The organism is Embleya sp. NPDC001921 (assembly GCF_053594475.1).
Window position 1 is genome coordinate 125,934 of the sequence record NZ_JBSFEO010000011.1, and the last position, 21,466, is coordinate 147,399.

The window sequence follows — 21,466 nt, forward strand, 5'->3', positions numbered from 1 at the left end:
CTTTCAGGAACCTTGCCTGATAATTTATCGCACCATGACGCAGACTTCCATGTCGCCGAACACCGCCGGCCTGCCCTCGACTCCGCAATCGCCTTCGCGGACGCCGTCGCGGGCGACCTCGCAGACACCGTCGCAGGCACCCGCGCAGTCGCCCGCACAGGCGACTTCACCGACGCCGCCGCAAGCGCTCTCGCACACGCCCGACATCTCGCCGCTCGCCTCGTCCGCCCCGCCGCCCACGGCGACGGAGGCACCACCGCCACCGCCCGATCCGTCCACCACCGAGGTCGCCGAGGCCGGTCGGGCCCGGATCGCGGCAAGCCTGATCTTCGCCGTGCACGGCGCGGTCGGCGGCGGCTTCGCGTCCCGCCTGCCCTGGCTTCAGGACCATCTCGATCTGAGCCCGGGCCAATTGGGCCTCGCGCTGGCCGCGCCCGCCGTCGGCGCCTCGCTGGCGATGCCGCTGGCCGCGTCGCTGGTGCACCGACACGGGGGCCGGACCGCGCTGCGCTGCCTGATCGCGCTGTGGTGCGCGGTGCCCCTGCTGCCCGCGTCCGCGCCCGGTCTGCCGTGGCTGTGCGCGGCGTTGCTGGTGTTCGGCGTGGGCGCGGGCATGTCCGACGTCGCGATGAACACCCAGGGGCTCGTGGTCGAACGGCGGCTCGGCCGCTCGACGCTCCCACTGCTGCACGGAATGTGGAGCGCGGGCGCGCTGGTCGGCGCGGGCCTGGGCGCGGCCGCCGCGTTCGCCGGACTGGACGCCCGCGTACACCTCGCCATCCTGGCCCTGCTGCTCGCGTCGGCGGGTTGGTTCGCCGGCCGCGACCTGCTCGACGCGCGTCCCACCGCCGGCGCGAAGGCCCCGCCACGCTTCGCGCTGCCGTCCCGCCCGGTGCTCGTGATCGGCGCGGTCGGCTTCTGCGCGATCTTCGCCGAGGGCGCCGGAATGAACTGGAGCGCGGTACACCTCAAGGAGGTCGCGGACGCCTCCCCCGGCGTCGCGGCCCTCGCCTACACCGGCTTCGCCTGCACGATGGCCATCGCCCGGCTGGTCTCGGGCACGGTCGTGGACCGGTTCGGGGTGACCCGTACGGTCCGGGCCGGCGCGGTCCTGGCCACGATCGGCGCGATCCTGGTGGCGACCGCGCACTCCCCACTGCCCGCCGCGCTCGGCTTCGCGCTGCTGGGCGTGGGCGTGTCCGCGGTCCTCCCGCTGACCTTCGCGGCGGCCGGGCGGATCGGTGACGACCCGAGTCAGTCCATCGCGGGCGTGGCCACGGTCACCTACACGTCCGGCCTGATCGCCCCCGCCCTCGTCGGCGGCATCGCCGACCGCGCGTCGCTGAGCGCCTCGTTCGCGGTGGTCGCCGTGCTCACCGCGATCCTCATCCCGGCCGCCCGCATGCTCAATCCCACGGCCGCCCCGCGCGGCACCGACACCGGGCCGGCCGGGCCGGGCGACGCACCGTCCGCTCCGGGCAACGTGCCGCCCGCCCTCGTCGGCACGTCGACCTCGGGCGCGGTGACCTCGGTGTCACCCCTGCCGACGGACCGCCGGTGACACCCGAGCACGGAACCGACCGGCGCCGCCGCACGTCGGCGGCGCCGGTCGGCGCCCGGGTCAGCCCAGGACCTTGACCAGTTCGGCGGCCAACGGGGCGGAGGAGGAGGGGTTCTGGCCGGTGTACAGGTTGCGGTCGACGACCACGTAGGGTGCCCAGGCAGTGCCCTCCCGGAAGTCGACTCCCAGTGCGGTCAGGCGGTCCTGGAGCAGCCACCGGGCCCTGTCCGCGAAGCCGGCCTGCGTCTCCTCGGCGTTGGTGAACGCGGTCAGCCGGTAGCCGGCGAACGACGAGGTGCCGTCGGCGCGCTTCGCGGCGAGCAGCGCGGCCGGCCCGTGGCAGACCACGCCCAGCGGCTTGCCCGAGTCGAGCGCCGCGGTGAGCAGCGCACCGGAGGTCGCGTCCACCGCGAGGTCCTCCATCGGCCCGTGGCCGCCGGGGTAGAAGACCGCGGCGTAGTCGGCGAGATCGACGTCGGCCAGGTCGATCGGCGTGCGCAGCGCGGTGAACCGCTCCAGCGCGGAGGTCACCGCGGCCACCCCGTCGGGGCCGCCGTTCACCTCGGGCGCCAGGCTCGCCCGGTCGACGGTGGGCGCCACGCCACCCGGGGTGGCGACCACGACCTCGTGGCCGGCAGCGGTGAACGCCTCGAACGGGGCGGCGGCCTCCTCGGCCCAGAAGCCGGTCGGGTGCCGCGTGCCGTCGGCCAGCGTCCAGTGGTCGGAACCGGTGAGCACGAACAGGATCTTCGCCATGAGTCATCTCTCCATTCGGCGCCGCCGAGCGGGTGCGCTCGGGAGCCATCATGTGATCGCTTCGTGGGGTGCGTGGGGTGCGTCGCGGCGTCGGATCGTCGCCGTGTGCGGATCGTCGGACGTTCGCCGTCGGATCCGCCCGGTCGTTCGTTGCGGACGGTGCGGCGCCCTCGGTGCGTCGCGTCGGCGCGTCACACCCCCGGTGCGTCACGCCGTCGGTGCACGCGCCGCCGGTGCGTCACGCCGTCGGACTCGAACCTAGATCGCCCACCCATCGGTATTCAAATAGGCTCTCCACCATGAGCCATGAAGATTCCGATGGATCGTCCTCGGGCACCGGGTCGGCGTCGATACCGGACCCGGGCGCCCGCGGCCCGCTGGATCTGACCCTGCTGCGCACCTTCCTGGCGGTGCACCGCGCCGGCTCGTTCACCGGCGCCGCCCGCGTCCTCGGCCTGTCCCAGCCCACGGTCACCACCCAGATCCGCGCACTCGAGCGCCGGCTGGGGCGGACGCTCTTCGAGCGGTTGCCCAGGGGCGTGGCGGCCACACCGATCGCGGACGACCTGGCGATCCGGGTCGCGGACCCGCTGGACGCGCTGGCCGAGGTCGCCGACCGGGACCGGTTCGGCGCGGACACCCCCGCGGAGCCGGTGCACCTGGCCGGTCCCGCCGAGATCCTGTGCGTGCGCGCGTTGCCCGTACTCGCACCGCTGATCGAGCGCGGCGTGTTGTTGCGGATCACCACCGGAATGACCGACGACCTGCTCGACGGACTCCGCGCCGGTCGGCACGACCTGGTCCTGGCCACGATCAGGCCGCGCGGACGCACGCTGGCGGCCATACCGCTGATGGACGAGGAGTTCGTGCTGGTCGCGGCCCCTGCCTGGGCCGAGCGGATCGGGCCGGATCGGGTCGCCGCCGAGGGCCCGGTCGCGCTGCGCGGCGTACCGATGGTCAGCTACGCCGAGGACCTGCCGATCGCCCGCCGCTACTGGCGCCACGTGTTCGGCACCCGGCTCACCGAGCGAGCCGCCATCACCGTCCCGGACCTGCGCGGCGTGCTGACCGCGGTGGTCGCCGGCGCGGGCCTGACCGTACTCCCCCGCTACCTGTGCGAGGCCGAACTCGCGTCCGGCGCGCTGGTCCCCCTGCTCACGCCCGACGACCCACCGATCAACACCGGCTATCTGGTCCGCCGCGCGGGGACCGCGGACCACCCGCACCTGACGCTGGTCCACGAACACCTGGTCCGGGCGGCCCGCACGTGGTGAGACCACCGCCCCCCGCGGACGCCGACGCCCGGGTCAGCCGGCGGCGACCGCGGTGGTGAGTTCGGCCAGCAGGTCCGGGCCGCTCCACTGTCGGGACTGCCCCGCCGGCGCGGCCTCCGCCTCGCGGATCAGTTCGATCATGCGCGCGTTGGCGGGCGCGGTCAGCCCGTTGCGTTCGGCGATCGCCAATATCTCGCCCTGCACACTGTCGACCTCGGTCCGCCGGCCCCGCTGCAGGTCCTCCCACATCGACGACCGGGCCTTCGCGTCGATCCGCAGCGTCGAACCGGCCAGCCGGCGGAACAGCGGATCGGGCAGCGCGAGCAGTTGCCGACTGCGCGCGGCGGACGCGGGCCCGAGCTTGGCCGGCCGGATGCCCTCGGCCCGGAACGCGGCCAGCGCCTCGCCCTGGCACAGCGCCAGGCAGGCGCGGTAGTCGCGTTGACCGAGTTGATCGCGCAGTGGCAGTCCGGACAGCGCGTTGACCGCGTTGTTCAGGTTCATCAGCAACTTCGCGTGTTGCACCTCGGGCATGTCCTCGCGCACCTGCACCGGGATGCCGGCCTCGACCAGCACGTCCACGAGCGGGATCACCCGGGGGTTCGCGTCGATCATCAACGCGCCGGACGTGCCCTGATGGAAGACGGCGGGCTCGGTGCGCAGCACGTTGTACGGGACCATGCCGGCCAGCACCGTGTGCCCGGGCAACGCGGCCCGCAGTACGGCCGGATTGCGGACGCCGTTTTGCAGGCTGACCACGATCGCGGCCGGATCGAGCCACCCGGCCAGGGCACGCCCGGCCTCTTCGGTCGCCCCCGACTTGACCGTGACCAGTACGAAGTCGACGCCGGCCACCGCGTCCGCCGACTCGGCCAGGGTCAACAGCTCCGGCGCGACCACGGTCGGCGGGCGGCCCGCGCCGGTCACGGTCAACCCGTCCGCCAGCGCGTCCAGCACGGACGGCCGGCCGATCAGCGTGACATCGGCGAACGCGGCGAGCCGGCCACCGAGCTGGCAGCCGACGCTGCCGGCACCGAAGACCGCGACCCGGGGCCGGGTCCGCGAACGTGGAGCGGGTTGGGACATGTACAGCCTCCGCCTACGGATGAATCAGCCATCGAACCGATCCGCAAGCCTACGTCCCCGCCCGCACCCACGTTCGATGCCTCCATCGTCCCGAACCACCCACACGGGCCGCACCCGACGCCGGCGCGGAAAGGCAGCGCCGCGCGCGGGTCGCGACGGCGACCGGAGCCGCGTTCCGCCGCTGCCGACTGCCCGTCTTCCCGGCTGCCCGGCTGCCCGGCTGCCCGGCTTCGCGGCTTCGCGAACGTGCCGCGCACCGGGTGCACCGGGGTGCACCGGGAGTCGGCTGGGAGCGGGTCAGACGGTGGCGAGCGAGACCTCGGTCGACTTGAGCAGTGCCGTCACCGAGGTGCCGACCTCGAGGTCGAGTTCGGTCGCGGCGTCCGCGGTGATCGCGGCGGTGAGTTCGCCGTCCTCGATGCCGACCTTGACGCCGGCCATGGCGCCGCCGGCGGCGACGTGGGTCACCGTGCCGGGGATCTTGTTGCGGATGCTCAGTCCGGCGACCGGTCCGATGGCCAGCGACACCTCGGTGGCCTTCACCAGCACCAGCACCTCGCCGCCCTCGGCCAGGCCAAGGTCCTCGACCGCGTCGACGGTGATTGCCGCGGTGAGCTCCAGCCCCGAAGCGAGGCGGACCTTGACGATCGCCATCACTTCGCCGGTCGCCACGGAGGCCACGGTGCCGGGGAACCGGTTACGGATGCTGAGCGACATGGCGACACCTGAATCCTCGATCGTCCGCGGGCGCGTCCCCCGGTACGTGATCACCACGCTATTCGGGACGAATCCCCAGGGGCGGAACGGACACGCGCAGCATCCCGCGGCTGCGATCCGAGGGGCGGACCCGACGGTGGATGCGGCTTCCGCACGCGGGGTTTGACCTTGTCGTTGGCGGCAGGGTCGGAGCATCGCGGCATGAACCCGAACGACAACCACTCCCGTCCCGCCCGCGTCGTCCTGGTCACCGGTGCCGGCACCGGGATCGGACGAGCCACCGCACGCGCCTTCGCCGCCGAGGGCGCGTGGGTGATCGCGGTGGGGCGCCGGGCCGAGCCGCTCGGCGAGACCGCCGAGGGGTACGAGCGCATCACGCCGCTGGCCGCCGACATCACCGCCGAGGGCGAGCCGGAGCGGATCGCGCGTACCGTCACCGAGGCCCACGGGCGGCTCGACGTGCTCGTCAACAACGCGGGCATCGTGGGCACCGGCAATCTGGGCACGTACACGCACGAGATGATCGACCCGCTGCTCGCCACCAATCTGGTCGCGCCGGTGCTGCTGACCCAGGCCGCGCTGCCGGTGCTGGAGCGCTCCGGCGGGGTGATCGTCAACATCACCACCTCGGTCGGGCAGCGCGCGTGGCCGGGGAATTCGCTGTACGCGGCGAGCAAGTCCGCGCTCGAACTGCTCACCCGCAGTTGGGCGGTCGAGCTGGCTCCGCGCGGCGTGCGGGTCGTCGCGGTCGCCCCCGGCGCGATCACCACGCCGATCGCCGAACACCAGGGCTGGAGCCCCGAACAGCGCGCCGCGATCCGCGCCTGGCAACTCGCCCACACCCCGCTGGGCCGGATCGGCGACCCCGAGGAGGTCGCCTGGGCCGTCACCGCCCTGACCGCACCGGGCGCCTCCTTCGTCACGGGCGTGATCCTGCCCGTCGACGGGGGCGCGGTGCTCTCCTAGTAGGGCGTGTCCCTGGAGGGCCGGTACGGACAAGCCGGGATGTGCACGGCTCGCCGGTCGTCAACCGACCCGGACACCACGTCGCGCGGCCGAGTCGCGCGGTCCCACCAGCCGTACCGCGCCGGGTGGGATGTGTGGCGCGCGCTCGTGATAGGTGTGGTCGCAGCGGAGGTGTCCGGATGCGGATCGGTGAACTGGCGAAGGCGACCGGCGCGACGCCGCGCGCGTTGCGCCACTACGAGCAGGCGGGGCTGATCGAGTCGGCCCGGTCGGCGAACGGCTATCGAGTCTACGACGAGCGCGACGTGGCCCGGGTCCGCTCGATCCGCGACCTGCTCGGTGTCGGTCTCACCCTGGACGACGTACGCGCCTTCCTGCCGTGCCTGGACGCCGGCGTGGACGTCGTCGCGAGCCCGCCGTCCGCCGCCGCCGTGCGGATCGCGCTGGACCGGCTGGCCGTACTGGACGCCCGCATCGCGGCCCAGACCGAGGCCCGGAACAACCTGGCGACCGCGCTGCGCCGAGCCGGCGTCGATCGCGTCCGCCCGGTGGCCTGACCCTGCCGGGAGGGCCGTGCGACACCCCCGCGACCGGTACCACCGGCACCCCGGGGCCGGAATGCCGGGCGGATCGGGAAGCCGGTACGAACCGACCTGGGCCGAACGGGCCGAGCGATCGGGGCCGCCGAGCTGCCCCGCGAGCCGCCGGCGATGCGTTGGTGCAAGCCCCCGCACGAGGGCTCCGGGCACGGAAGCCCTCGTGCGGGGAGATCATGGCGCCGGTGGCCGGCGCCGGACGAGGCCTCGGCGCGGGGACTGCCGCCCGAGGAAGCCGTGTCCCGGAGCCTTCCGGTCCGCCGAGGTCCGGGCCGGCTCGCGCGTGGTCGGAGGCGAGCCGTTCAGCGTGGGATCGCCGTCGCCGTGGTGTCGATCACCGGGCGGTCGCCGAGCGGCGCGGCCAGGGTCGTCGTCACCGTGCGGGCAGCCTCGATCAGGGAGCAGGCCGCGTCCTTCGCGCCGGGCGTGGCCACTCGCGCCCGGGCGACGATCTCCACCGCCACCACGTCGGGACGTTGGGTGCTCTCCACCGAGTAGTCCGCGCCGCACGGGCCCGGCACGTCGGGCGTGCCCGCGAACCGCAGGGTCAGTTCGCGCCCGTCGGCCGAGACGGTGACCGTCTCGGGTACCGGACCCGAGACCCCGGTCCGGCGCGGCGCGTCCGTGCGCCGCTCCCGGATCCATCGATTCGCCGCCTGGGCCGTCCGGGCCCGGGCGCCCGCCTCCCGGGCACCCGGTTCGGCGGGCGCGTACAGCAGGGAGGCGGGGTCACTCACCACGCGCGGTGCGTCGCCGCCCCCGCCACCGCCGCACCCGGCCAGCAGCAACACCCCCGCAAGGGCCGAGGCCACCGACGCCGGCCGCCGGCCGGCCCGCCGTACTCCCGCTCCGAACACGCGACCCACCTCACGTCGTCCGCCCGCACCGCGCGCCGAACGGCGCGACGCGGATGTGACGCACCGTCGACCCGACCGGTTCCGCCGAACCCGCCCGAAACCGGCCCGCGTTCGGCCGCGACGGGTCGAGGTCGCGCGGGAGCGGTCCCGGCCCGCCGGGTCGGCACGATGCGCGCGAGCCGGCCGAGCGCGGTCACCGGTATCGCGGGCGTCAACGGTGGCCGCACGCGGCGCGCAACGGCCCGGCCTTCGAGACCCCGGCCACCGGTCGAGGGAGTCGAGCGCCTGCGTCGGGCGTTCACCGCGACCGGGCGATCCGAGGCGGGCCAGGCTGACGGGCCGTCATGAGCCGCTGTCGTAGGGCCTGGTGATGATCTCCATGTTGTGCCCGCTCGGGTCGGCGAAGAACGCGCCCCGGCCGCCGTGCCAGGTGTTGATCCGGTCGGCGACCCGGCGCCACGGGTCGGCGTAGATCGTCACCTCGGCCGCGCGCAGCCGGGCGAGAATCGCGTCGAACTCGTTCTCCTCGACCAGGAACGCGTAGTGGTGCGGGCTCACCCGCCCGCCGGGCTCCTCCAGGTAGTCGAGGGTCACCCCGTTCGCGGTTTCGACCGGCAGGAACGGGCCGTACGGTTCGCCGACGGCCAGGCCCAGGATGTCGGCGAGGAAGTGCGCCGACGTGCGCGAGTCGACGGCCGTGACGATGGTGTGGTTCAACTGGACGGGCATGTCGGCTCCTTGGTGTCGGGGGTATCGCGGGTGTCGGGGGGGTGTGGCCGTGCCGGGGGGCGGGGGCTCGGCGGTGTCCGCCGTAACCCGGTCGACTCGATCCTGGATCGGCCGGTGGGCGGCCGGCAGAGACCCGGGTATCCAGGGATCGGCGATCCCAGGGTGAACGCTCCGCTCCTCGGCGGCGCACGAGCGTGGCAGCCTTCGAGCCGTCGCCGGAATCGGCCCCGATCCCACCGGAGCCGACCGCGCGAACCCCCCTCCGCCCGCCTCGGGAGGCTTCGCCATGCCCGCTCCCCGTCACGACGTCGACACGTCCGGCCCGCGCCGCCCCGGCGGAGCCCTCGCGCTGCTCGCCTTCGCGAGCCTGATCACCTCGCTCGACTACAACATCGTCTACGTCGCGCTGCCCGACATCGGCGCCGGAGTCGGCTTCTCCGCGCAGACCCTCCAGTGGGTGGTCAGCGCGTACGCGGTGGCCTTCGGCGCGTTCCTGCTCCTCGGCGGCCGGATGTCCGACCTGCTCGGCCGCCGGCGGATGTTCGTGCTGGGACTCGCGCTGTTCGCGGTGGCCTCGTCGGCCGGCGGCCTCGCCCGTGAGCCCGGGGTGCTGATCGCCGCCCGCGCGGTCCAGGGCCTGGGCGGCGCCCTCCTCTTCCCCGCGACGCTGTCCCTGGTCAACACCACGTTCGCCGAGGGCCGCGAACGCAACCACGCGCTGTCGGTCCGGGCCGCGACCGGTTCCGGCGGGCTGATCCTCGGGTCGCTGCTGGGCGGTGTCCTGACCCAGGCGCTCGGGTGGGAGGCGGTGTTCTTCGTCAACGTCCCGCTCGCCGGCGGCGCAGCACTGGCGGCTTTCGTCGTACTGCCCGCCGACCCCGCGCGCGTCTCCGGTCGGCGGTTCGACGTCTTCGGCGCGCTGACCGCGACCCTCGGCTCGACCCTGGTCGTGTTCACCCTCGTCCAGGGCCCGGAGTCGGGGTGGACCAGCCCGCTCGTGGCGGCCGGCGGCGCGCTGGGCGTCGGTCTGCTGGTGGTGTTCGTGGTGGCCGAGGGGCGCGATCCGGATGCGCTGATGCCGCCGCGCCTGCTGCGCGACCGCTCCCTGTGCACCGGTATGGCGGTGGCGTTCCTGTTCATGGCCACGCTCGGCACGCTGCCGTACTTCCTCACCGTCTACTTCCAGGGTGTACACGGGTACAGCGCGCTGCGGACCGGCTTCGCCTACCTGGTCCCGATGGGCGGCGGCCTGATCGGCTCGCTGCTCGGCGGCCGGTCGGCGACCCGGTTGGGGGTACGGTCCACGCTGCCGGCGAGCCTCGCGGTGAGCGCGGTCGGCCTGTCGCGGTCGGCCTGGGCATCTCGGCGAACGGCTCCTACCTCGACCTGGTGCCCGGCCTGCTGGTCTACGGGATCGGCCAAGGCGTCGTCTACACCACGATGTTCGCCGCCGCCGCGACCGGGGTGCGGCCACATGAGCAGGGCGTCGCGTCCGGGATGGCGTCCACCGGCCGGCAGGTCGGCGGCGCGATGGGCCTGGCGGTACTGGTCGCCGTCGCCGACTCCGGCACGGACGGGCGCACCGGCGAGGCGCTGCGGACGGCCACCGCCGACGGACTGCGGACCGCCGTGTTCGGCGCGGCGGCGGGCGCGGTGCTCGCGGTGCTCGTCGCGCTGAACTTCCGGCGGGTGGGCGGGAGCGCGGTGGACGCCGGCGGCCCGGACGAGGTGCCGAGGGCCGAGCGTGCCCGGCCCGGGATCGGGTGACGGCTTCCCGCGCGGGCTCGCCGACTCGCCTTACGAAGGTCGCGGCCCCACGGCGGTCATGATGCCAGGATGCGGTCGGCCGGTACCTCGAAGATGATTTCCAGGCCGTCCTCCTCGTCCATCTGTTCGCCCTTCTCGACGAATCCGAACCCCTGGATGGTCGCGAGCGACGCGGCGTTGTCCGGTGAGATGGTGACCCGGACGGTGGACACGTCGGGTTCGTGCGCCGCGCGCTCCAGCAGCGACGCGAGCATCGCGCGGGCGTATCCTCGGCGGCGCGCCTCGGGCACCACGGTGTAGCCGATCTCCACCATGCCCGCCTCGTCCGGCGGCCCGTGGAACCCGGCGTAGCCGACCACCGCCCCGTCCGGCTCGGACACCGCCGCCCGGGCGAGCCACGGAGCACTCTCGGGTTCGGCGGTCACCTGGTCGAAGCGGCGGCGCCAGAGGCCGCGCGCTCGGTCGGACACGAAGAACTCGGGGAGGTCCAGGCCGGTTTGCCGGCGGGCCTCGGCCAGGTCGCCGGCCAGCAGCGCGCCGAGGGGTCGACCGACCAGGTAGACCCAGCGGACCTGCCGCTCCGAGCGGGCGGACGACGGGCGCGCGGCGGAGGTATCGAGAGGATCTGTCACCCGGGGATCATCGGCGACAACCGACCGGTCGTCCACACCATTTCCGGGATGTCGGGGTGTCGAGGTGTCGGAGTGTCGAGAAGTTCGAGAAGTTCGGGGAGCCGGGGAGCCGGGGAGCCGAAAAGCCGGGGCGGGGTGCGGGGTGCGGGGTGCGGGGTCGCGAGGAGGCCGGCGATCGTCGTCGCGGGCCGGCCGGGCGACGTGCACCGGGCCGGGCCGGCCGCTCGGCGTACTCAGTGGACCGAGAGCCCGCCGTCCACGAAGATCGACTGGCCGGTCACGTAGCCCGATCCCGGGCTCGCCAGGAACAGCGCCGCAGCCTCGAAGTCCTCGGCCAGGCCATTGCGTCCGACCATCGTGCGCGCGGCCAGCGCGGCCGACTTCTCCGGGTCGGAGGCCAGCCGGGCGTTGAGCGGGGTCATCACGAACCCGGGCACGAGCGTGTTGCTGGTGACCCCGTACCGCGACCAGGCCTCCGCCTGGGATCGGGCCAGCGACTCCAGGCCGCCCTTGGACACGCCGTAGGCGCCGCTCTGGACGAACGCGCGATGCGCCTGCTGCGAGGAGACGTGAATGATGCGCCCGTAGCCCCGCTCGGCCATGCCGGGCCCGAACCGCTGCCCCAGCAGGTAGGGCGCCTCCAGGTTCACCGCCATCGTCGCGTCCCATACGTCGTCGTCGAGTTCGTTCATCGGCGGACGCAGGTTGATCCCGGCGGAGTTGACCAGGATGTCGGGCTCGCCGTACACCTCGGCCGCCGCGTCGGCAGCCGTGCGTACGGCGTTCCTGCTGCCCAGATCGGCGCTCACCCAAGCCGCCTTGCCACCCAGTGCGGTCAACTCGTCTACGGCGGTGGCCAGTTCCGCCTCGCGCCGGGCGATGACCACCACGCTTGCCCCGGCCCGCGCCAGCGCCCGGGTGATCGCTCGACCGATGCCGGAACTCCCGCCGGTCACCACGGCGACCCGACCCTCCAGCGAGAACAGTTCGGAAAGGTATGCCTGCGTGCTCATGACGGAACCCTAGACGGACCGCGCCCGGCCACACCCGCCGGGCGATCTCGCCGCGTCACCGATCCACCTCGCCCGCCGCCTCGCCGTGTCTCGCCCGGGTCGCCCCGCGTCGCCCCGCGTCGCCTCGGGTCACCCCGCATCGCCCCGCGTCGCCTCGGGTGGTCAGGAAGGCGCGTTCGGGCGCCGGGCCGGGAATCCGTGCGCGCGGGCGGCGAGGACCACCACGAGTACGGGTACCAGCAGGACCAGCACGCTCCACGGGAAGGACCCGGCGCCGACCAGGTCCAGCAGGATCGCTCCGGCCACGCCGCCACCGGCCATCGCCGCGTTCCACAGCGTGACCAGCATCGCCTGCGCGGCGTCCGCGTCGGCGCCGCCCGCGTCGCCGACGGCGGTCTGCAGGAGGGTGGGCACGCCGCCCCAGCCCAGCCCCCACAGCACGACCGCGCCATAGACCAGGACGTGGCTGTCCGAGAACACCGCCAGCACGGCCGCCGCCGCGCCGAACGACAGCGTGGCCGCGATGGTGAGCGTCCGCAGTCGGTGGTGGATCAACACGCCGACCAGCCAGATGCTCACCAGCGACGCGCCGCCGAAGGCGAGCAGGACCACGTCGGTGGAGCCGCCCATGTCGAGCCGGTCCAGGTAGGAGGCGATGTAGGTGTAGAGGATCGTGTGCGCCAGCACGAAGACCAGGGTGACGAACAGGACCGGGGCCACGCCGGGGACGGCCAGTGTGCGCAGCAGGGGCGTTCGTTCGTCCGGTCGTTGCCCGGGGTGGTCGGGGACGGTCGCGACGATCCAGCCGATCAGGATCAGGGCGAGCACGGTCATCAACGAGAAGGTGAGCCGCCAGCCGAACTCGTCGCCGAGGAACGTCCCCGCCGGCACCCCCAGCGACAGTGCGATCGGAATGCCCGCCATCACGATCGCGATCGCCTTGCCCTGAAGGTGCGCGGGTGCCATCCGGCGGGCGTACCCGGCCAGCAGCGCCCAGGCCAGGCCCGCCGCCACGCCCGCGACGAAGCGGGCCGCCATGGTCAGCGGGTAGTTGCCGGAGACGGCGGTGACCGTGTTGGCCGCCGCGAAGCCGGCCATCGCGGTGAGCAGCAACCGCTTGCGGCGCCACCCGGCGGTCGCCCTGGAGAGCGGGATCGCGGTGAGCGCGGTGCCGATCGCGTAGATCGTGACCGACTGTCCCATCGCGGACTCGCCGACCCCCAGGTCGGAACTCATCGCGGGCAGCACGCCCGCCGGCAGGGTCTCGGTCAGGCTGGTCACGAAGACCGCCGTGGCCAGCGCCAACAGCGCCGCCATCGGCAGCTTGCGGTCGTCGGTCTCCTGGTGGGACGGGGCTGGTGCCGTGCTGTGACTTGTCATGCCGCGTATGCTCGAACCCTCACATTGATGTGATGGTCAAGCGACGAGACATGAGGTGAGTCACATGCGCATCGGAGAGTTGTCCGAGCGCACCGGCACCCCCCGCCGGCTGCTTCGCTACTACGAGGAGCAGGGCCTGATCGTCGCGAACCGCTCGCCCAACGGCTATCGGGACTACGACGAGTTCTTCGTCGACCGGGTGTTGCAGATCAGGGGCCTGCTCGACGCCGGCCTGCCGACCCGGATCATCAAACAGATCCTGCCCTGTCTCGACAAGCCTCGCATCATCCATTTCCCGGACGCGACACCGGAGATGATCGCCACCCTGGAGCACGAACGCGACCGCATGACCGAACGCGTCAACTGCCTCATCCGCAACCGCGACGCCATCGCCGAATACCTCGACGTAGTACGCGAAGGCCTCCCCCAACCAGCCACGTCCTGACCCCATCCACCGTCGGTCGCATCCCATGAATTGCCTTGCCCGACCCGGTCGATCCTGTGAGGGTTGCCGAACCCGGATCCGGGATCCCGGAACCGATTCATGGCCCCGACCGAAAATGGTGTCCATCGTGCGCGCCGACTCGCCACTGCGTCCGACGCCGCTGAGCGGCTTTCCGGAATGGCTTCCGGAAGTCCGTCTGGTCGAGATGCGGTGGCTCGACCACATTCGGCGCACGTTCGAGTCGTACGGTTTCACCTCCGTCGAGACGCCCGCCGTGGAGGCGCTCGACGTCCTGCTCAAGAAGGGTGAGACGTCGCAGGAGGTGTACACGCTGCACCGGCTCCAGGCGGACCCGGACGACGAGAGCGATGCCCGTCTCGGTCTGCACTTCGACCTCACCGTGCCGTTCGCGCGTTATACCGCGCAGAATTTCAACGACCTGGTCTTCCCGTTCAAGCGCTATCAGATCCAGCGCGTCTGGCGCGGCGAGCGCCCGCAGGCCGGCCGGTACCGAGAATTCGTGCAATGCGACATCGACGTGATCAACGTCGACCGGGTTCCGTTGTACTTCGACGCGGAAATGCCGCGTATCGCGCACGAAATCCTTACCGCGTTGCGCATCGGTCCTTTCACGATCCACCTCAACAACCGCAAGGTCCTGGAGGGCTTCTACGCCGGGCTCGGCATCGCGGACCCGGTGGCCGCGATCCGGATCGCCGACCGGCTGGACAAGGTCGGCTCGGAGCGGGTCGGGGAGCTGCTCGCGGGCAAACTCGGGCTCGATGCGGACCAGGTGGCGAACTGCCTGAAGTTGGCCGGGGTTCGCGGCATCGACGCGTCGGTGGTGGCCGACGTTCGGGCGCTGGGCGTCGAACACCCGATGCTCGACGAGGGGCTCACGGAACTGGCCTTCGTGCTCGATGCGTTGGCCGACCTGCCCTCCGGCTCGATCGTCGCGGACCTGTCCATCGCACGGGGACTCGACTACTACACGGGCACCGTGTACGAGGCCAAGTTCGTCGAATTCCCGGACTACGGCAGCATCTGCTCGGGGGGCCGCTACGAGAACCTCGCCGGGTCGTTCATCCGGCGCGACCTGCCCGGCGTGGGCATCTCCATCGGTCTGACCCGGATCTTCGCCAAGCTGGTCGCCGAGGGCCGGCTGCCGATCGGGCCGAAGTGCCCCACTCAGGTGTTGGTCGCGGTGCCCGACGCCGAGTCGTTCGCGACGGCAGTGCGGACCGCCGCGACGCTGCGTGCTCGAGGAATCCGCATCGAGGTCTACCACCAGCCGGACAAGCTGCAGAAACAACTGCGGTACGCGCTGCGCAAGGGCATCGCGTACGTGTGGTTCCCCGGGACCGGGGGGAACGCCGGCGCGGGCGTGGGCGCGGACGGCGGCGAGACGCATCAGGTGAAGGAACTCGCGTCCGGCAGGCAGGTCGTGGCCGACCCGCACGGTTGGGAGCCGGTCGAGCCGGTCGAGCCGGTCGAGCCGGTCGCCGCACGGTAGCGCCGGTTCGGCGGCGGGCTGCGAGCGGGCGGCGGCGGGTGCCGGGCCGTTCGTGCGGCAATTCGATGGCGTCGTGGACGGGTGGGGGGTCAGGATGCGGGCATGACGCACACACTTCTGGCGTTTCTCGGCGCCTGCACCCTCATCGCGGCAAGTCCCGGGCCGAGTTCGGTGCTGATCATCCGACACTCGTTGCAGAGCCGTCGGTCCGGTTTCCTGGCGGTGCTCGGCAACGAGACCGGGGTCTTCGTCTGGGGACTCGCCGCGGCCTTCGGGTTGACCGGTCTGCTGGCCGCGTCCCAACTCGCCTACGACATCATGCGCATCGTCGGCGCCGTCGTCCTGGTCGGCTTCGGCGTCCAGGCCATCCGCGCGGCCCGCCGGGACGGCCTGACCGGATTCACCGCCGCCGGCTCGACCGAAGCCGGGGCCCGGGCGGGGGCCGACGCCGGCGCCGAGCGCGAGGCGGGCAGCGGCCGACGCGCCTACCGTGCCGCGCTGACCCTGAACCTGGCCAACCCCAAGGCCGCCGTCTTCGCGATGTCCTTCCTCCCCCAATTCGTCCCGCACGGCGCGCCGCAGTTGCCCACGATGGTCGCGCTCGCCGCGATCTGGGCGGCATATGAGATCGGCTACTACAGCCTGTACGTCTGGTTCGTCGGCCGCATGCGCACCGTGCTGAGCCGCGCCAAGGTCCGGCGCCGGTTGGAGCAGACGTCCGGCGGGGTCATGGTCGCGCTGGGCATCCGGATGGCGGTCGAGTCGTGAGCCTGCGCCGACGGGATCACAGGCCGAACGCGTCGCGGCGGTCCTCCGGCACCAGGTCGACGTATTCCGGGTGCTTGGCGATCCAGTCCCGGATGAACGAGCAGTAGGGCAACACCGCGAGACCCCGCTCCCGGACCGCGTCCAGCGCCGCGCGGGCGAGCCGACCGCCCAGACCCCGGCCCCCGAACCGCGGGTCGATCTCGGTGTGCGTGAACGCGACCTCGTCGCCGCTGACGAAGTAGTCGGCGAAGCCCGCGAGTTCGGTGGCCCGTAGCGGTGGGGCCACGGACGCGCCGGGGGCGGCCTCGACGCCGGTGAATATCTCGTAGCGGGACTGCGCCGGGTTGTCCGTCACACGCGTTTCCATGCTGCTGCCTCCTGGGTCACGATCGGGACTTGCGGCCCGGGCATTCCTGTCCACGCGCACGCACTTCGACCCCACCGATGACCGTGCCCGCGCACCCCACCGTATCCGGCCGACCCATCGCCCGGATCGCCCCGGTCACGCCCACCCGACCCGCCTGCCGCCCGCCACGCGGGCCGGGGATCACGCCGGGGTTTCCTCGACGTACACCTTGGTTCCGTCGGCGAAGATCCGGTACTCGCGCGCGCCCTCTTCCTCCTCGTCGACGTACACCTTGGTGCCGTCCGCGTACACCTTGTACACCCGCCCGTTCTCGCCGCCGACCGCGGGCAGGCCCGCCGCGTGCAGCTCCGCGACCGCCTTCCGGACCCCCTGGGCCATCAACTCGTCGAACCGCTCCGGTCCGATCTCGTCCCGCAAGGATTTCGTCATCGATCCTCCCGACGTCGGGCGACCGCCCGGATCGCACCGCGGCGGTCGCACCCAAGACTGCCAGGACGGCCCCGACACCGACACCCCCGGGCCGGGTCACAGGCCCAGCGCGGGCCGATGCCGCTCGGGGACCAGGTCGAGGTACTCCGGGTGCTCGATCATCCAGGCCCGCAGATAGGCGCAGTTGGGCACCACGCCGACCTTGCGCTCGCGGGCGGCGTCCAGCGCGGACCGGACCAGCACGTCGCCCAAACCGCGCTCCGCGAAGCGCGGATCGACCTCGGTGTGGATGAACGCGATCAGGTCGTCGCCGAGGAAGTACTCGGCGAACCCGGCGAGCTCGGCGGGTTCGCCGCCCGCGTGGATCTCGAAGCGGGACTGCGCCGGGTTGTCGACCACGCGCGTTTCCATGCTGCCTCCTGGTCCGGGACCGGGACGTACGACCCGGACCCTCACCGTATCGACCACCCGGAGCGCGCCCCGCGGCCCACGGGCCTCCGACCGGCCCGGCCCGGGTCGGTCGGGTCGGCCCGGGTCGGCCCGGGTCGGCAGCCCGGATCGGCCCGGGTCGGCAGCCCGGATCGGCCGGCTCGGCGGTCCCACCTCGGGACCGCGGCTCAGGAGTCGAACGTGGTCGCGCGGGCGACCTTCTCCCACGTGTCGATCTCGGACCGCACACTGTCGAGGTGCCCGACGACCGCGTCCACCGCGTCCGCGCCCAGCGGCAACCGCAGCGGCGTGGCCTCGGCGCCGAGCGCGGCCAGGATCGCGGCGGCGGCCTTGGCCGGATCGCCCGGCTGCTGCCCGTCGGCCGTCCCGACCATGCGCCGGGTGACCCCGACGGCGGTGTCGCTGTACGCGGCGATCTCGGCGCTGACCCCGGCGGCGCCCATCAGGCCGGTGCGGAACGCGCCCGGCTCGACCACCAGGACCTTGATGCCGAACTCGCGCACCTCGTCGGCCAACGCCTCGGACATGCCCTCGAGCGCGAACTTGGTGCCGCTGTAGGCGGAGAAGCCCGCGAACGACATCTGCCCGCCCATGCTGCTGAGTTGCACGATCGCCCCGGAGCGCCGGGCGCGCATGTGCGGCAGTACCGCGCGAACCAGCGCGGCCGGGCCGAAGACGTGCACCTCGAACAGTGCGCGCAGTTCCTCGTCGGTGGTCTCCTCCATGGCACCCACGTGGGTGCGACCGGCGTTGTTGACGAGTACGTCGACCCGGCCGTGCCGGGCGACCACACCGCGCACGACGCTCTCGATGCCGGCCGCGTCGGTCACGTCGAGCCGGACCGCCTCGACCAGATCCGGGTGCGCGGCCACCAGATCCGCGAGCGACTCGGGCCGCCGCGCGGTGGCCACCACGGTGTCGCCGGCGGCCGCCGCCGCCTCGGTGACCGCCCGTCCGAAGCCACTGTTCGCGCCGGTGACCAACCAGATCCTGCTCATCGTGTGATTCCCCTCGTCATCGCGCCGCCCACTCGGCGAGTCGGCGGCGCCTCCCGTGCGATCACCTTCCCGCGCGGGCCGGCCCACCGTCCAAGACCGACGGTGATAGCCGATGGTTATCGATGACGGGAGCGTGCTCGGCACCGCCCGGGGTCCGGAGCGTGCTCGGCACCGCCCAGGGTCCGGATCATCCCGGCGCCGCCGGGGTCCGGATCATCCCGGCACCACCCGGTACCCGGTCACCCTCGGCACCACCCGGTACCCGGGTCCGCCCCGATCACGGCGGGCCGACCACCACCGTGCGGTCCGTGGCGCCGGAGCGGACCTCGAAGACGGTGAAGCCGTGCGGCCCGGCCAGCACCTGGTGGACACAGCCGGCCGGGATGAACACCACGTCGCCCACCCGCATGCGCACCCCGCCGGTCAGCCCCTCGCCGGAGAACACATCGCAACTGCCCGCAGTGAGCAGCACGATCGTCTCCTCGTCCTCGTGGTGATGCACCGCCGTCCGCTCACCCGGTCCCAGGGTGGCGAAGAAGCCGCACAGGCGTCCGGCGCCCACGGTCGCGGCGGACACACGTTCGCTGATCCGGATGCCCTGCGCACCGACGACGTCGGCGCCGGGGGGCACGAGCACGGCTTGGTTCACGAGTTCACGGTCGGCCATGGGTTCAGGGTCGACGCGGGCCGAGACCCGGAAACGCGCACCGCGCCGAACCACACCGAATGGGCGAGTCTCCGGTCGGGACACGATCGCGTCCGCCCGGCGTCGGCCCTTCCACGATCGGCGCGGCGCCGGCACTCTTGGGGCGGCCTCGCGCGGCCGGGCCGGGACGCGCGGCTCGACTTCTTCGACGCGGGAGCAGCGATGGTGAACGGGGACCGGGTCGACCGGGTCGTCGCCCGTCACGACGTGGCCGCGTCCGCCGCGCGGGCGATCGTGCGCGACGTGGTGGCCGCGGCCTCGGCGGCCGGGCGTGCGGTGAGCGTCGCGGTGGTGGACGGCGCGGGCGTACCGGTCGCGTTCGAGCGCATGGACGGCGCGCTGCGGTTCAGCGCGGATCTCGCCGCGGCCAAGGCCCGCACGGCGGCGGCGTTCGGGCGGGCCACCGCGGCGATGGAGGAACTGCTGGGCGACCGGCCCGTGTTCGCGCAGAGCTTTGTCGCACAGGGCGGTTGGTATCTCGGGCGCGGCGGCCATCCGCTCCTGATCGACGGCCGCCCGGTGGGCGGGGTCGGGGTCAGCGGGGACGCGGCGGAGTTCGAGGACGAACTCGCCCGCGCCGCCGCCGAATCCTTCGGCCACGACGCGGACGACTGACCCGCCGGGGCGACGCCCCTACCGCACGATGCGCTTCTCCACCTCCACCGTCGCCCGCTCCACGCCCCGGGCGACGTCCCGCACCAGGCCGTTGACCCGCAGCAGCACCGCCGAGGCGACCGTGGTCGCGGCCTCGATCAGGTTGCCGGACGCCGCCGCCGGCATCGCGGCGGCCGCCGCGCCGCGTACGCCGGTCGTCGCCGCCGGGAACGGCAGGGGCAGCGGGCCGGCCTCCGAACGCAGGTCGGAGAGTTGGCCGTTCTTCAGCGCCATCAACGCGTCCTCGCCGGACACCAACCCCTCGCAGTGTCCGTGCCCCTTCAGCGCCGCGTGCAGGAACGCGGTCGCGTACACGTTGGTGATCGCGTGCTGCTCCGCGAAGGTGATGCCGGGCTTGCCGTCCCGGGGCAGGCCGGGCAGGTGGATGTCCACGTCGCTGGGGTCCAGGAACTGCACGTGATTGCCGCCGGTGATCTCCACGTACGCCTTGTAGCCCCCCGGGACCAGGTCCAGGTAGTGCACACCGGATCCGGGCGAGATCCTGTCGTTCTGCCCGGACACGATCAGCGTCGGCGTGGCCACCTTGCACACTTCGGCGTCGATCCGCGCGTACAGGTCGGGTTCCTTGACGTTGCGGCCGGGCGCGAAGCCCAGGACCGCGCGGATGCGCTTGTCGCGGGCCGCCGCCAGCAGCGCGCCGGCCCCGCCCAGGGACACTCCGACCGCGGCGAACGCGTCCTGCTTGATCAGGCCGCGCAGCGGGTTGAACCGGTCGTCGTCGATGTCGATCAGCTTGTCGATGGCGTCGCTGACGGTGTCGGCGTGCACGTGCGGGTCGAGCGCGAGGATGTTCTCCGGGAAGTAGCGAAAGACGATGTATCCGTGCCGCACCACGTAGTCGGTGAACCAGTCGTACATGTTCGAGCCGGTCCAGGTCGCGGGCGCCAGGACGATCGACGGATACGAGCCCTCGGACTTGTCGGCCGGGGCCAGCCAGCCGTCGTACTCCGCCGGGTAGCTGATCTTGGCGAGCGTGAACCCGGGGCCGCCGGTCCAGAACGGGAACTCGATGGTGCCGATGTTGAAGTGCCCCGGCTGGTCCGGTCGCACCGGACTCTCGGGTACGAGTGTGGTTGCCATGAGTGGAGTCAACCGTTGTCCAACTCGCTTTGGCAGGGCGATACTTGGCCAAAGAATGGAGACTCCGGTCACAGTGGTGGGATTCCGGCAACCCCCACGGGGATCCGACCGGCGACGAGCGGTGCGCCGCAGCCCGGTTCCCGTCCGGTCATTGATGGACCATCAGCAACACGGCCCGGTTGTTCTCGTCCAGTCCCCGGTAGACATGCGGTCGGGTCGCGTCGAAACGGATCGAGTCGCCGCTCGACAGGTCGCGCGGGTCGGCGACCGGGCCCGTGCGAATCCGGCCGTCGGTGACCAGCAGGCACTCCTCGACGCCGGGGCGATGCGGCTCGGACACCTGCTCGTCCCCGGTCACGTCGAGTTCGTACAGTTCCACCCAGCCGCGTACGTGCACCCGGTGCAGCAGCCGGGCCCGCACCGCCTCGCCGCTCACCCGCGGGCCCTGATCGGCCCGCACCACGGTGACCGCCGGCGCGCCCGCGTCGAGCAGGCCGCCCAGCGGGACGTCGAGCGCGCCCGCGAGTGCCCACAGCGTGCTCAGCGTCGGATTGGCCTCGCCCTGTTCGATGCCGTGCAGCGTGGTCTTGCTCAGCCCCGCGCTCGCGGCGAGATCGGCCAGGGAGCGGCCCGCCGCCTCGCGGAGCGTCCGGATGTTGTGTCCGATATCCCTTGCGATGGTCATGGCGTTCATTATGCTG

The 21,466-nt window shown here is 72.8% G+C and carries 24 protein-coding genes; 9 read left to right on the forward strand and 15 right to left on the reverse strand.

The features are described from left to right. Nucleotides 1–34: 34 nt before the first annotated feature. Nucleotides 35–1,561, forward strand: a complete 1,527-nt coding sequence (locus ACWCPW_RS15755; protein ID WP_449762098.1) for an MFS transporter — start codon at nucleotides 35–37, stop codon at nucleotides 1,559–1,561. Nucleotides 1,562–1,621: 60 nt separating this feature from the next. On the opposite strand, the gene ACWCPW_RS15760 is transcribed toward ACWCPW_RS15755, so the two are convergent. Then, nucleotides 1,622–2,317, reverse strand: coding sequence for a type 1 glutamine amidotransferase domain-containing protein (locus ACWCPW_RS15760; protein WP_449762099.1), 696 nt, complete (start codon nucleotides 2,315–2,317; stop codon nucleotides 1,622–1,624). A 299-nt stretch (nucleotides 2,318–2,616) separates the two neighbouring features. Here ACWCPW_RS15760 and ACWCPW_RS15765 point away from each other — a divergent pair, with 299 nt between their 5' ends. Beyond that, nucleotides 2,617–3,591 carry a LysR family transcriptional regulator gene (locus ACWCPW_RS15765; RefSeq protein ID WP_449762100.1) on the forward strand — a complete coding sequence of 325 codons (975 nt, stop codon included), beginning with the start codon at nucleotides 2,617–2,619 and terminating at the stop codon, nucleotides 3,589–3,591. A 33-nt stretch (nucleotides 3,592–3,624) separates the two neighbouring features. Here the strand turns inward: ACWCPW_RS15765 and ACWCPW_RS15770 are convergent, their stop codons facing one another. Together ACWCPW_RS15770 and ACWCPW_RS15775 are read right to left on the reverse strand one after the other, a co-directional pair. Further along, a complete protein-coding gene (locus tag ACWCPW_RS15770; protein ID WP_449762101.1) occupies nucleotides 3,625–4,677 on the reverse strand; it encodes a 2-dehydropantoate 2-reductase in 1,053 nt (350 codons plus the stop codon). A gap of 297 nt (nucleotides 4,678–4,974) precedes the next feature. Further along, a complete protein-coding gene (locus ACWCPW_RS15775) occupies nucleotides 4,975–5,394 on the reverse strand; it encodes a TOBE domain-containing protein (protein ID WP_449762102.1) in 420 nt (139 codons plus the stop codon). 201 nt (nucleotides 5,395–5,595) lie between these two features. On the opposite strand from ACWCPW_RS15775, the gene ACWCPW_RS15780 reads away from it, so the two are divergent. Then, complete coding sequence (locus tag ACWCPW_RS15780; protein ID WP_449762103.1) at nucleotides 5,596–6,360, forward strand: SDR family NAD(P)-dependent oxidoreductase; 765 nt, start codon at nucleotides 5,596–5,598, stop codon at nucleotides 6,358–6,360. Nucleotides 6,361–6,539: 179 nt separating this feature from the next. After that, on the forward strand, nucleotides 6,540–6,917 hold the full coding sequence (locus ACWCPW_RS15785) for a MerR family transcriptional regulator (RefSeq protein ID WP_449762104.1): 378 nt from the start codon (nucleotides 6,540–6,542) through the stop codon (nucleotides 6,915–6,917). A gap of 341 nt (nucleotides 6,918–7,258) precedes the next feature. Here ACWCPW_RS15785 and ACWCPW_RS15790 read toward each other — a convergent pair whose 3' ends face one another. Both ACWCPW_RS15790 and ACWCPW_RS15795 read right to left on the reverse strand, forming a co-directional pair. Continuing rightward, nucleotides 7,259–7,696 carry a hypothetical protein gene (locus ACWCPW_RS15790; RefSeq protein ID WP_449762105.1) on the reverse strand — a complete coding sequence of 146 codons (438 nt, stop codon included), beginning with the start codon at nucleotides 7,694–7,696 and terminating at the stop codon, nucleotides 7,259–7,261. Nucleotides 7,697–8,155: 459 nt separating this feature from the next. Further along, complete coding sequence (locus tag ACWCPW_RS15795) at nucleotides 8,156–8,542, reverse strand: VOC family protein (RefSeq protein ID WP_449762106.1); 387 nt, start codon at nucleotides 8,540–8,542, stop codon at nucleotides 8,156–8,158. A gap of 286 nt (nucleotides 8,543–8,828) precedes the next feature. On the opposite strand from ACWCPW_RS15795, the gene ACWCPW_RS15800 reads away from it, so the two are divergent. Continuing rightward, entirely contained in the window at nucleotides 8,829–10,220 is a 1,392-nt protein-coding gene (locus tag ACWCPW_RS15800; RefSeq protein ID WP_449762107.1) for an MFS transporter, read from the forward strand. Nucleotides 10,221–10,365: 145 nt separating this feature from the next. On the opposite strand, the gene ACWCPW_RS15805 is transcribed toward ACWCPW_RS15800, so the two are convergent. The 3 genes from ACWCPW_RS15805 to ACWCPW_RS15815 form a co-directional block, all read right to left on the reverse strand. Continuing rightward, nucleotides 10,366–10,941 carry a GNAT family N-acetyltransferase gene (locus ACWCPW_RS15805; RefSeq protein ID WP_449762108.1) on the reverse strand — a complete coding sequence of 192 codons (576 nt, stop codon included), beginning with the start codon at nucleotides 10,939–10,941 and terminating at the stop codon, nucleotides 10,366–10,368. Nucleotides 10,942–11,174: 233 nt separating this feature from the next. Beyond that, on the reverse strand, nucleotides 11,175–11,954 hold the full coding sequence (locus ACWCPW_RS15810) for an SDR family NAD(P)-dependent oxidoreductase (RefSeq protein ID WP_449762109.1): 780 nt from the start codon (nucleotides 11,952–11,954) through the stop codon (nucleotides 11,175–11,177). A 162-nt stretch (nucleotides 11,955–12,116) separates the two neighbouring features. Beyond that, nucleotides 12,117–13,334: an MFS transporter gene (locus ACWCPW_RS15815; protein WP_449762110.1), complete on the reverse strand. Its 1,218-nt coding sequence runs from the start codon at nucleotides 13,332–13,334 to the stop codon at nucleotides 12,117–12,119. A gap of 64 nt (nucleotides 13,335–13,398) precedes the next feature. Here ACWCPW_RS15815 and ACWCPW_RS15820 point away from each other — a divergent pair, with 64 nt between their 5' ends. The 3 genes from ACWCPW_RS15820 (at nucleotide 13,399) to ACWCPW_RS15830 (ending at nucleotide 16,060) form a co-directional block, all read left to right on the forward strand. Continuing rightward, a complete protein-coding gene (locus ACWCPW_RS15820) occupies nucleotides 13,399–13,779 on the forward strand; it encodes a MerR family transcriptional regulator (protein WP_449762111.1) in 381 nt (126 codons plus the stop codon). 127 nt (nucleotides 13,780–13,906) lie between these two features. After that, the gene (gene hisS, locus ACWCPW_RS15825) at nucleotides 13,907–15,292 is read left to right on the forward strand and encodes a histidine--tRNA ligase (RefSeq protein ID WP_449762112.1); all 1,386 of its coding nucleotides are present in this window, start codon (nucleotides 13,907–13,909) and stop codon (nucleotides 15,290–15,292) included. Nucleotides 15,293–15,394: 102 nt separating this feature from the next. Further along, on the forward strand, nucleotides 15,395–16,060 hold the full coding sequence (locus ACWCPW_RS15830) for a LysE family translocator (RefSeq protein WP_449762113.1): 666 nt from the start codon (nucleotides 15,395–15,397) through the stop codon (nucleotides 16,058–16,060). A gap of 16 nt (nucleotides 16,061–16,076) precedes the next feature. Here the strand turns inward: ACWCPW_RS15830 and ACWCPW_RS15835 are convergent, their stop codons facing one another. The 5 genes from ACWCPW_RS15835 to ACWCPW_RS15855 form a co-directional block, all read right to left on the reverse strand. Further along, a complete protein-coding gene (locus ACWCPW_RS15835) occupies nucleotides 16,077–16,427 on the reverse strand; it encodes a GNAT family N-acetyltransferase (RefSeq protein WP_449762114.1) in 351 nt (116 codons plus the stop codon). Between the two features lie 180 nt (nucleotides 16,428–16,607). After that, nucleotides 16,608–16,856: a hypothetical protein gene (locus ACWCPW_RS15840; protein ID WP_449762115.1), complete on the reverse strand. Its 249-nt coding sequence runs from the start codon at nucleotides 16,854–16,856 to the stop codon at nucleotides 16,608–16,610. Nucleotides 16,857–16,952: 96 nt separating this feature from the next. Continuing rightward, complete coding sequence (locus ACWCPW_RS15845; protein ID WP_449762116.1) at nucleotides 16,953–17,267, reverse strand: GNAT family N-acetyltransferase; 315 nt, start codon at nucleotides 17,265–17,267, stop codon at nucleotides 16,953–16,955. A gap of 206 nt (nucleotides 17,268–17,473) precedes the next feature. After that, nucleotides 17,474–18,304 (reverse strand): oxidoreductase, encoded by an 831-nt coding sequence (locus tag ACWCPW_RS15850; protein ID WP_449762117.1) that lies wholly within the window; start codon nucleotides 18,302–18,304, stop codon nucleotides 17,474–17,476. A 277-nt stretch (nucleotides 18,305–18,581) separates the two neighbouring features. Then, entirely contained in the window at nucleotides 18,582–18,971 is a 390-nt protein-coding gene (locus ACWCPW_RS15855; RefSeq protein WP_449762118.1) for a cupin domain-containing protein, read from the reverse strand. Nucleotides 18,972–19,172: 201 nt separating this feature from the next. Between ACWCPW_RS15855 and ACWCPW_RS15860 the strand changes: the two genes are divergently transcribed. After that, nucleotides 19,173–19,625 carry a heme-binding protein gene (locus ACWCPW_RS15860; RefSeq protein WP_449762119.1) on the forward strand — a complete coding sequence of 151 codons (453 nt, stop codon included), beginning with the start codon at nucleotides 19,173–19,175 and terminating at the stop codon, nucleotides 19,623–19,625. A gap of 18 nt (nucleotides 19,626–19,643) precedes the next feature. Here the strand turns inward: ACWCPW_RS15860 and ACWCPW_RS15865 are convergent, their stop codons facing one another. Further along, nucleotides 19,644–20,765, reverse strand: coding sequence for a poly(ethylene terephthalate) hydrolase family protein (locus ACWCPW_RS15865; protein ID WP_449762120.1), 1,122 nt, complete (start codon nucleotides 20,763–20,765; stop codon nucleotides 19,644–19,646). 148 nt (nucleotides 20,766–20,913) lie between these two features. Then, nucleotides 20,914–21,450, reverse strand: a complete 537-nt coding sequence (locus ACWCPW_RS15870) for a helix-turn-helix domain-containing protein (RefSeq protein WP_449762121.1) — start codon at nucleotides 21,448–21,450, stop codon at nucleotides 20,914–20,916. Between the last annotated feature and the right edge of the window lie 16 nt (nucleotides 21,451–21,466).

Bases quoted from the DNA above. Each gene is read 5' to 3' on its own strand.
- ACWCPW_RS15795 (WP_449762106.1), bottom strand. From the start codon at position 8,542: ATGCCCGTCCAGTTGAACCACACCATCGTCACGGCCGTCGACTCGCGC.
- ACWCPW_RS15755 (WP_449762098.1), top strand. From the start codon at position 35: ATGACGCAGACTTCCATGTCGCCGAACACCGCCGGCCTGCCCTCGACT.
- ACWCPW_RS15835 (WP_449762114.1), bottom strand. From the start codon at position 16,427: ATGGAAACGCGTGTGACGGACAACCCGGCGCAGTCCCGCTACGAGATA.
- ACWCPW_RS15815 (WP_449762110.1), bottom strand. From the start codon at position 13,334: ATGACAAGTCACAGCACGGCACCAGCCCCGTCCCACCAGGAGACCGAC.
- ACWCPW_RS15860 (WP_449762119.1), top strand. From the start codon at position 19,173: ATGGTGAACGGGGACCGGGTCGACCGGGTCGTCGCCCGTCACGACGTG.
- ACWCPW_RS15845 (WP_449762116.1), bottom strand. From the start codon at position 17,267: ATGGAAACGCGCGTGGTCGACAACCCGGCGCAGTCCCGCTTCGAGATC.
- ACWCPW_RS15850 (WP_449762117.1), bottom strand. From the start codon at position 18,304: ATGAGCAGGATCTGGTTGGTCACCGGCGCGAACAGTGGCTTCGGACGG.
- ACWCPW_RS15780 (WP_449762103.1), top strand. From the start codon at position 5,596: ATGAACCCGAACGACAACCACTCCCGTCCCGCCCGCGTCGTCCTGGTC.
- ACWCPW_RS15765 (WP_449762100.1), top strand. From the start codon at position 2,617: ATGAGCCATGAAGATTCCGATGGATCGTCCTCGGGCACCGGGTCGGCG.
- ACWCPW_RS15865 (WP_449762120.1), bottom strand. From the start codon at position 20,765: ATGGCAACCACACTCGTACCCGAGAGTCCGGTGCGACCGGACCAGCCG.
- ACWCPW_RS15770 (WP_449762101.1), bottom strand. From the start codon at position 4,677: ATGTCCCAACCCGCTCCACGTTCGCGGACCCGGCCCCGGGTCGCGGTC.
- ACWCPW_RS15760 (WP_449762099.1), bottom strand. From the start codon at position 2,317: ATGGCGAAGATCCTGTTCGTGCTCACCGGTTCCGACCACTGGACGCTG.
- ACWCPW_RS15800 (WP_449762107.1), top strand. From the start codon at position 8,829: ATGCCCGCTCCCCGTCACGACGTCGACACGTCCGGCCCGCGCCGCCCC.
- ACWCPW_RS15775 (WP_449762102.1), bottom strand. From the start codon at position 5,394: ATGTCGCTCAGCATCCGTAACCGGTTCCCCGGCACCGTGGCCTCCGTG.
- ACWCPW_RS15840 (WP_449762115.1), bottom strand. From the start codon at position 16,856: ATGACGAAATCCTTGCGGGACGAGATCGGACCGGAGCGGTTCGACGAG.
- ACWCPW_RS15870 (WP_449762121.1), bottom strand. From the start codon at position 21,450: ATGACCATCGCAAGGGATATCGGACACAACATCCGGACGCTCCGCGAG.
- ACWCPW_RS15820 (WP_449762111.1), top strand. From the start codon at position 13,399: ATGCGCATCGGAGAGTTGTCCGAGCGCACCGGCACCCCCCGCCGGCTG.
- ACWCPW_RS15785 (WP_449762104.1), top strand. From the start codon at position 6,540: ATGCGGATCGGTGAACTGGCGAAGGCGACCGGCGCGACGCCGCGCGCG.
- ACWCPW_RS15830 (WP_449762113.1), top strand. From the start codon at position 15,395: ATGACGCACACACTTCTGGCGTTTCTCGGCGCCTGCACCCTCATCGCG.
- ACWCPW_RS15810 (WP_449762109.1), bottom strand. From the start codon at position 11,954: ATGAGCACGCAGGCATACCTTTCCGAACTGTTCTCGCTGGAGGGTCGG.
- ACWCPW_RS15855 (WP_449762118.1), bottom strand. From the start codon at position 18,971: ATGGCCGACCGTGAACTCGTGAACCAAGCCGTGCTCGTGCCCCCCGGC.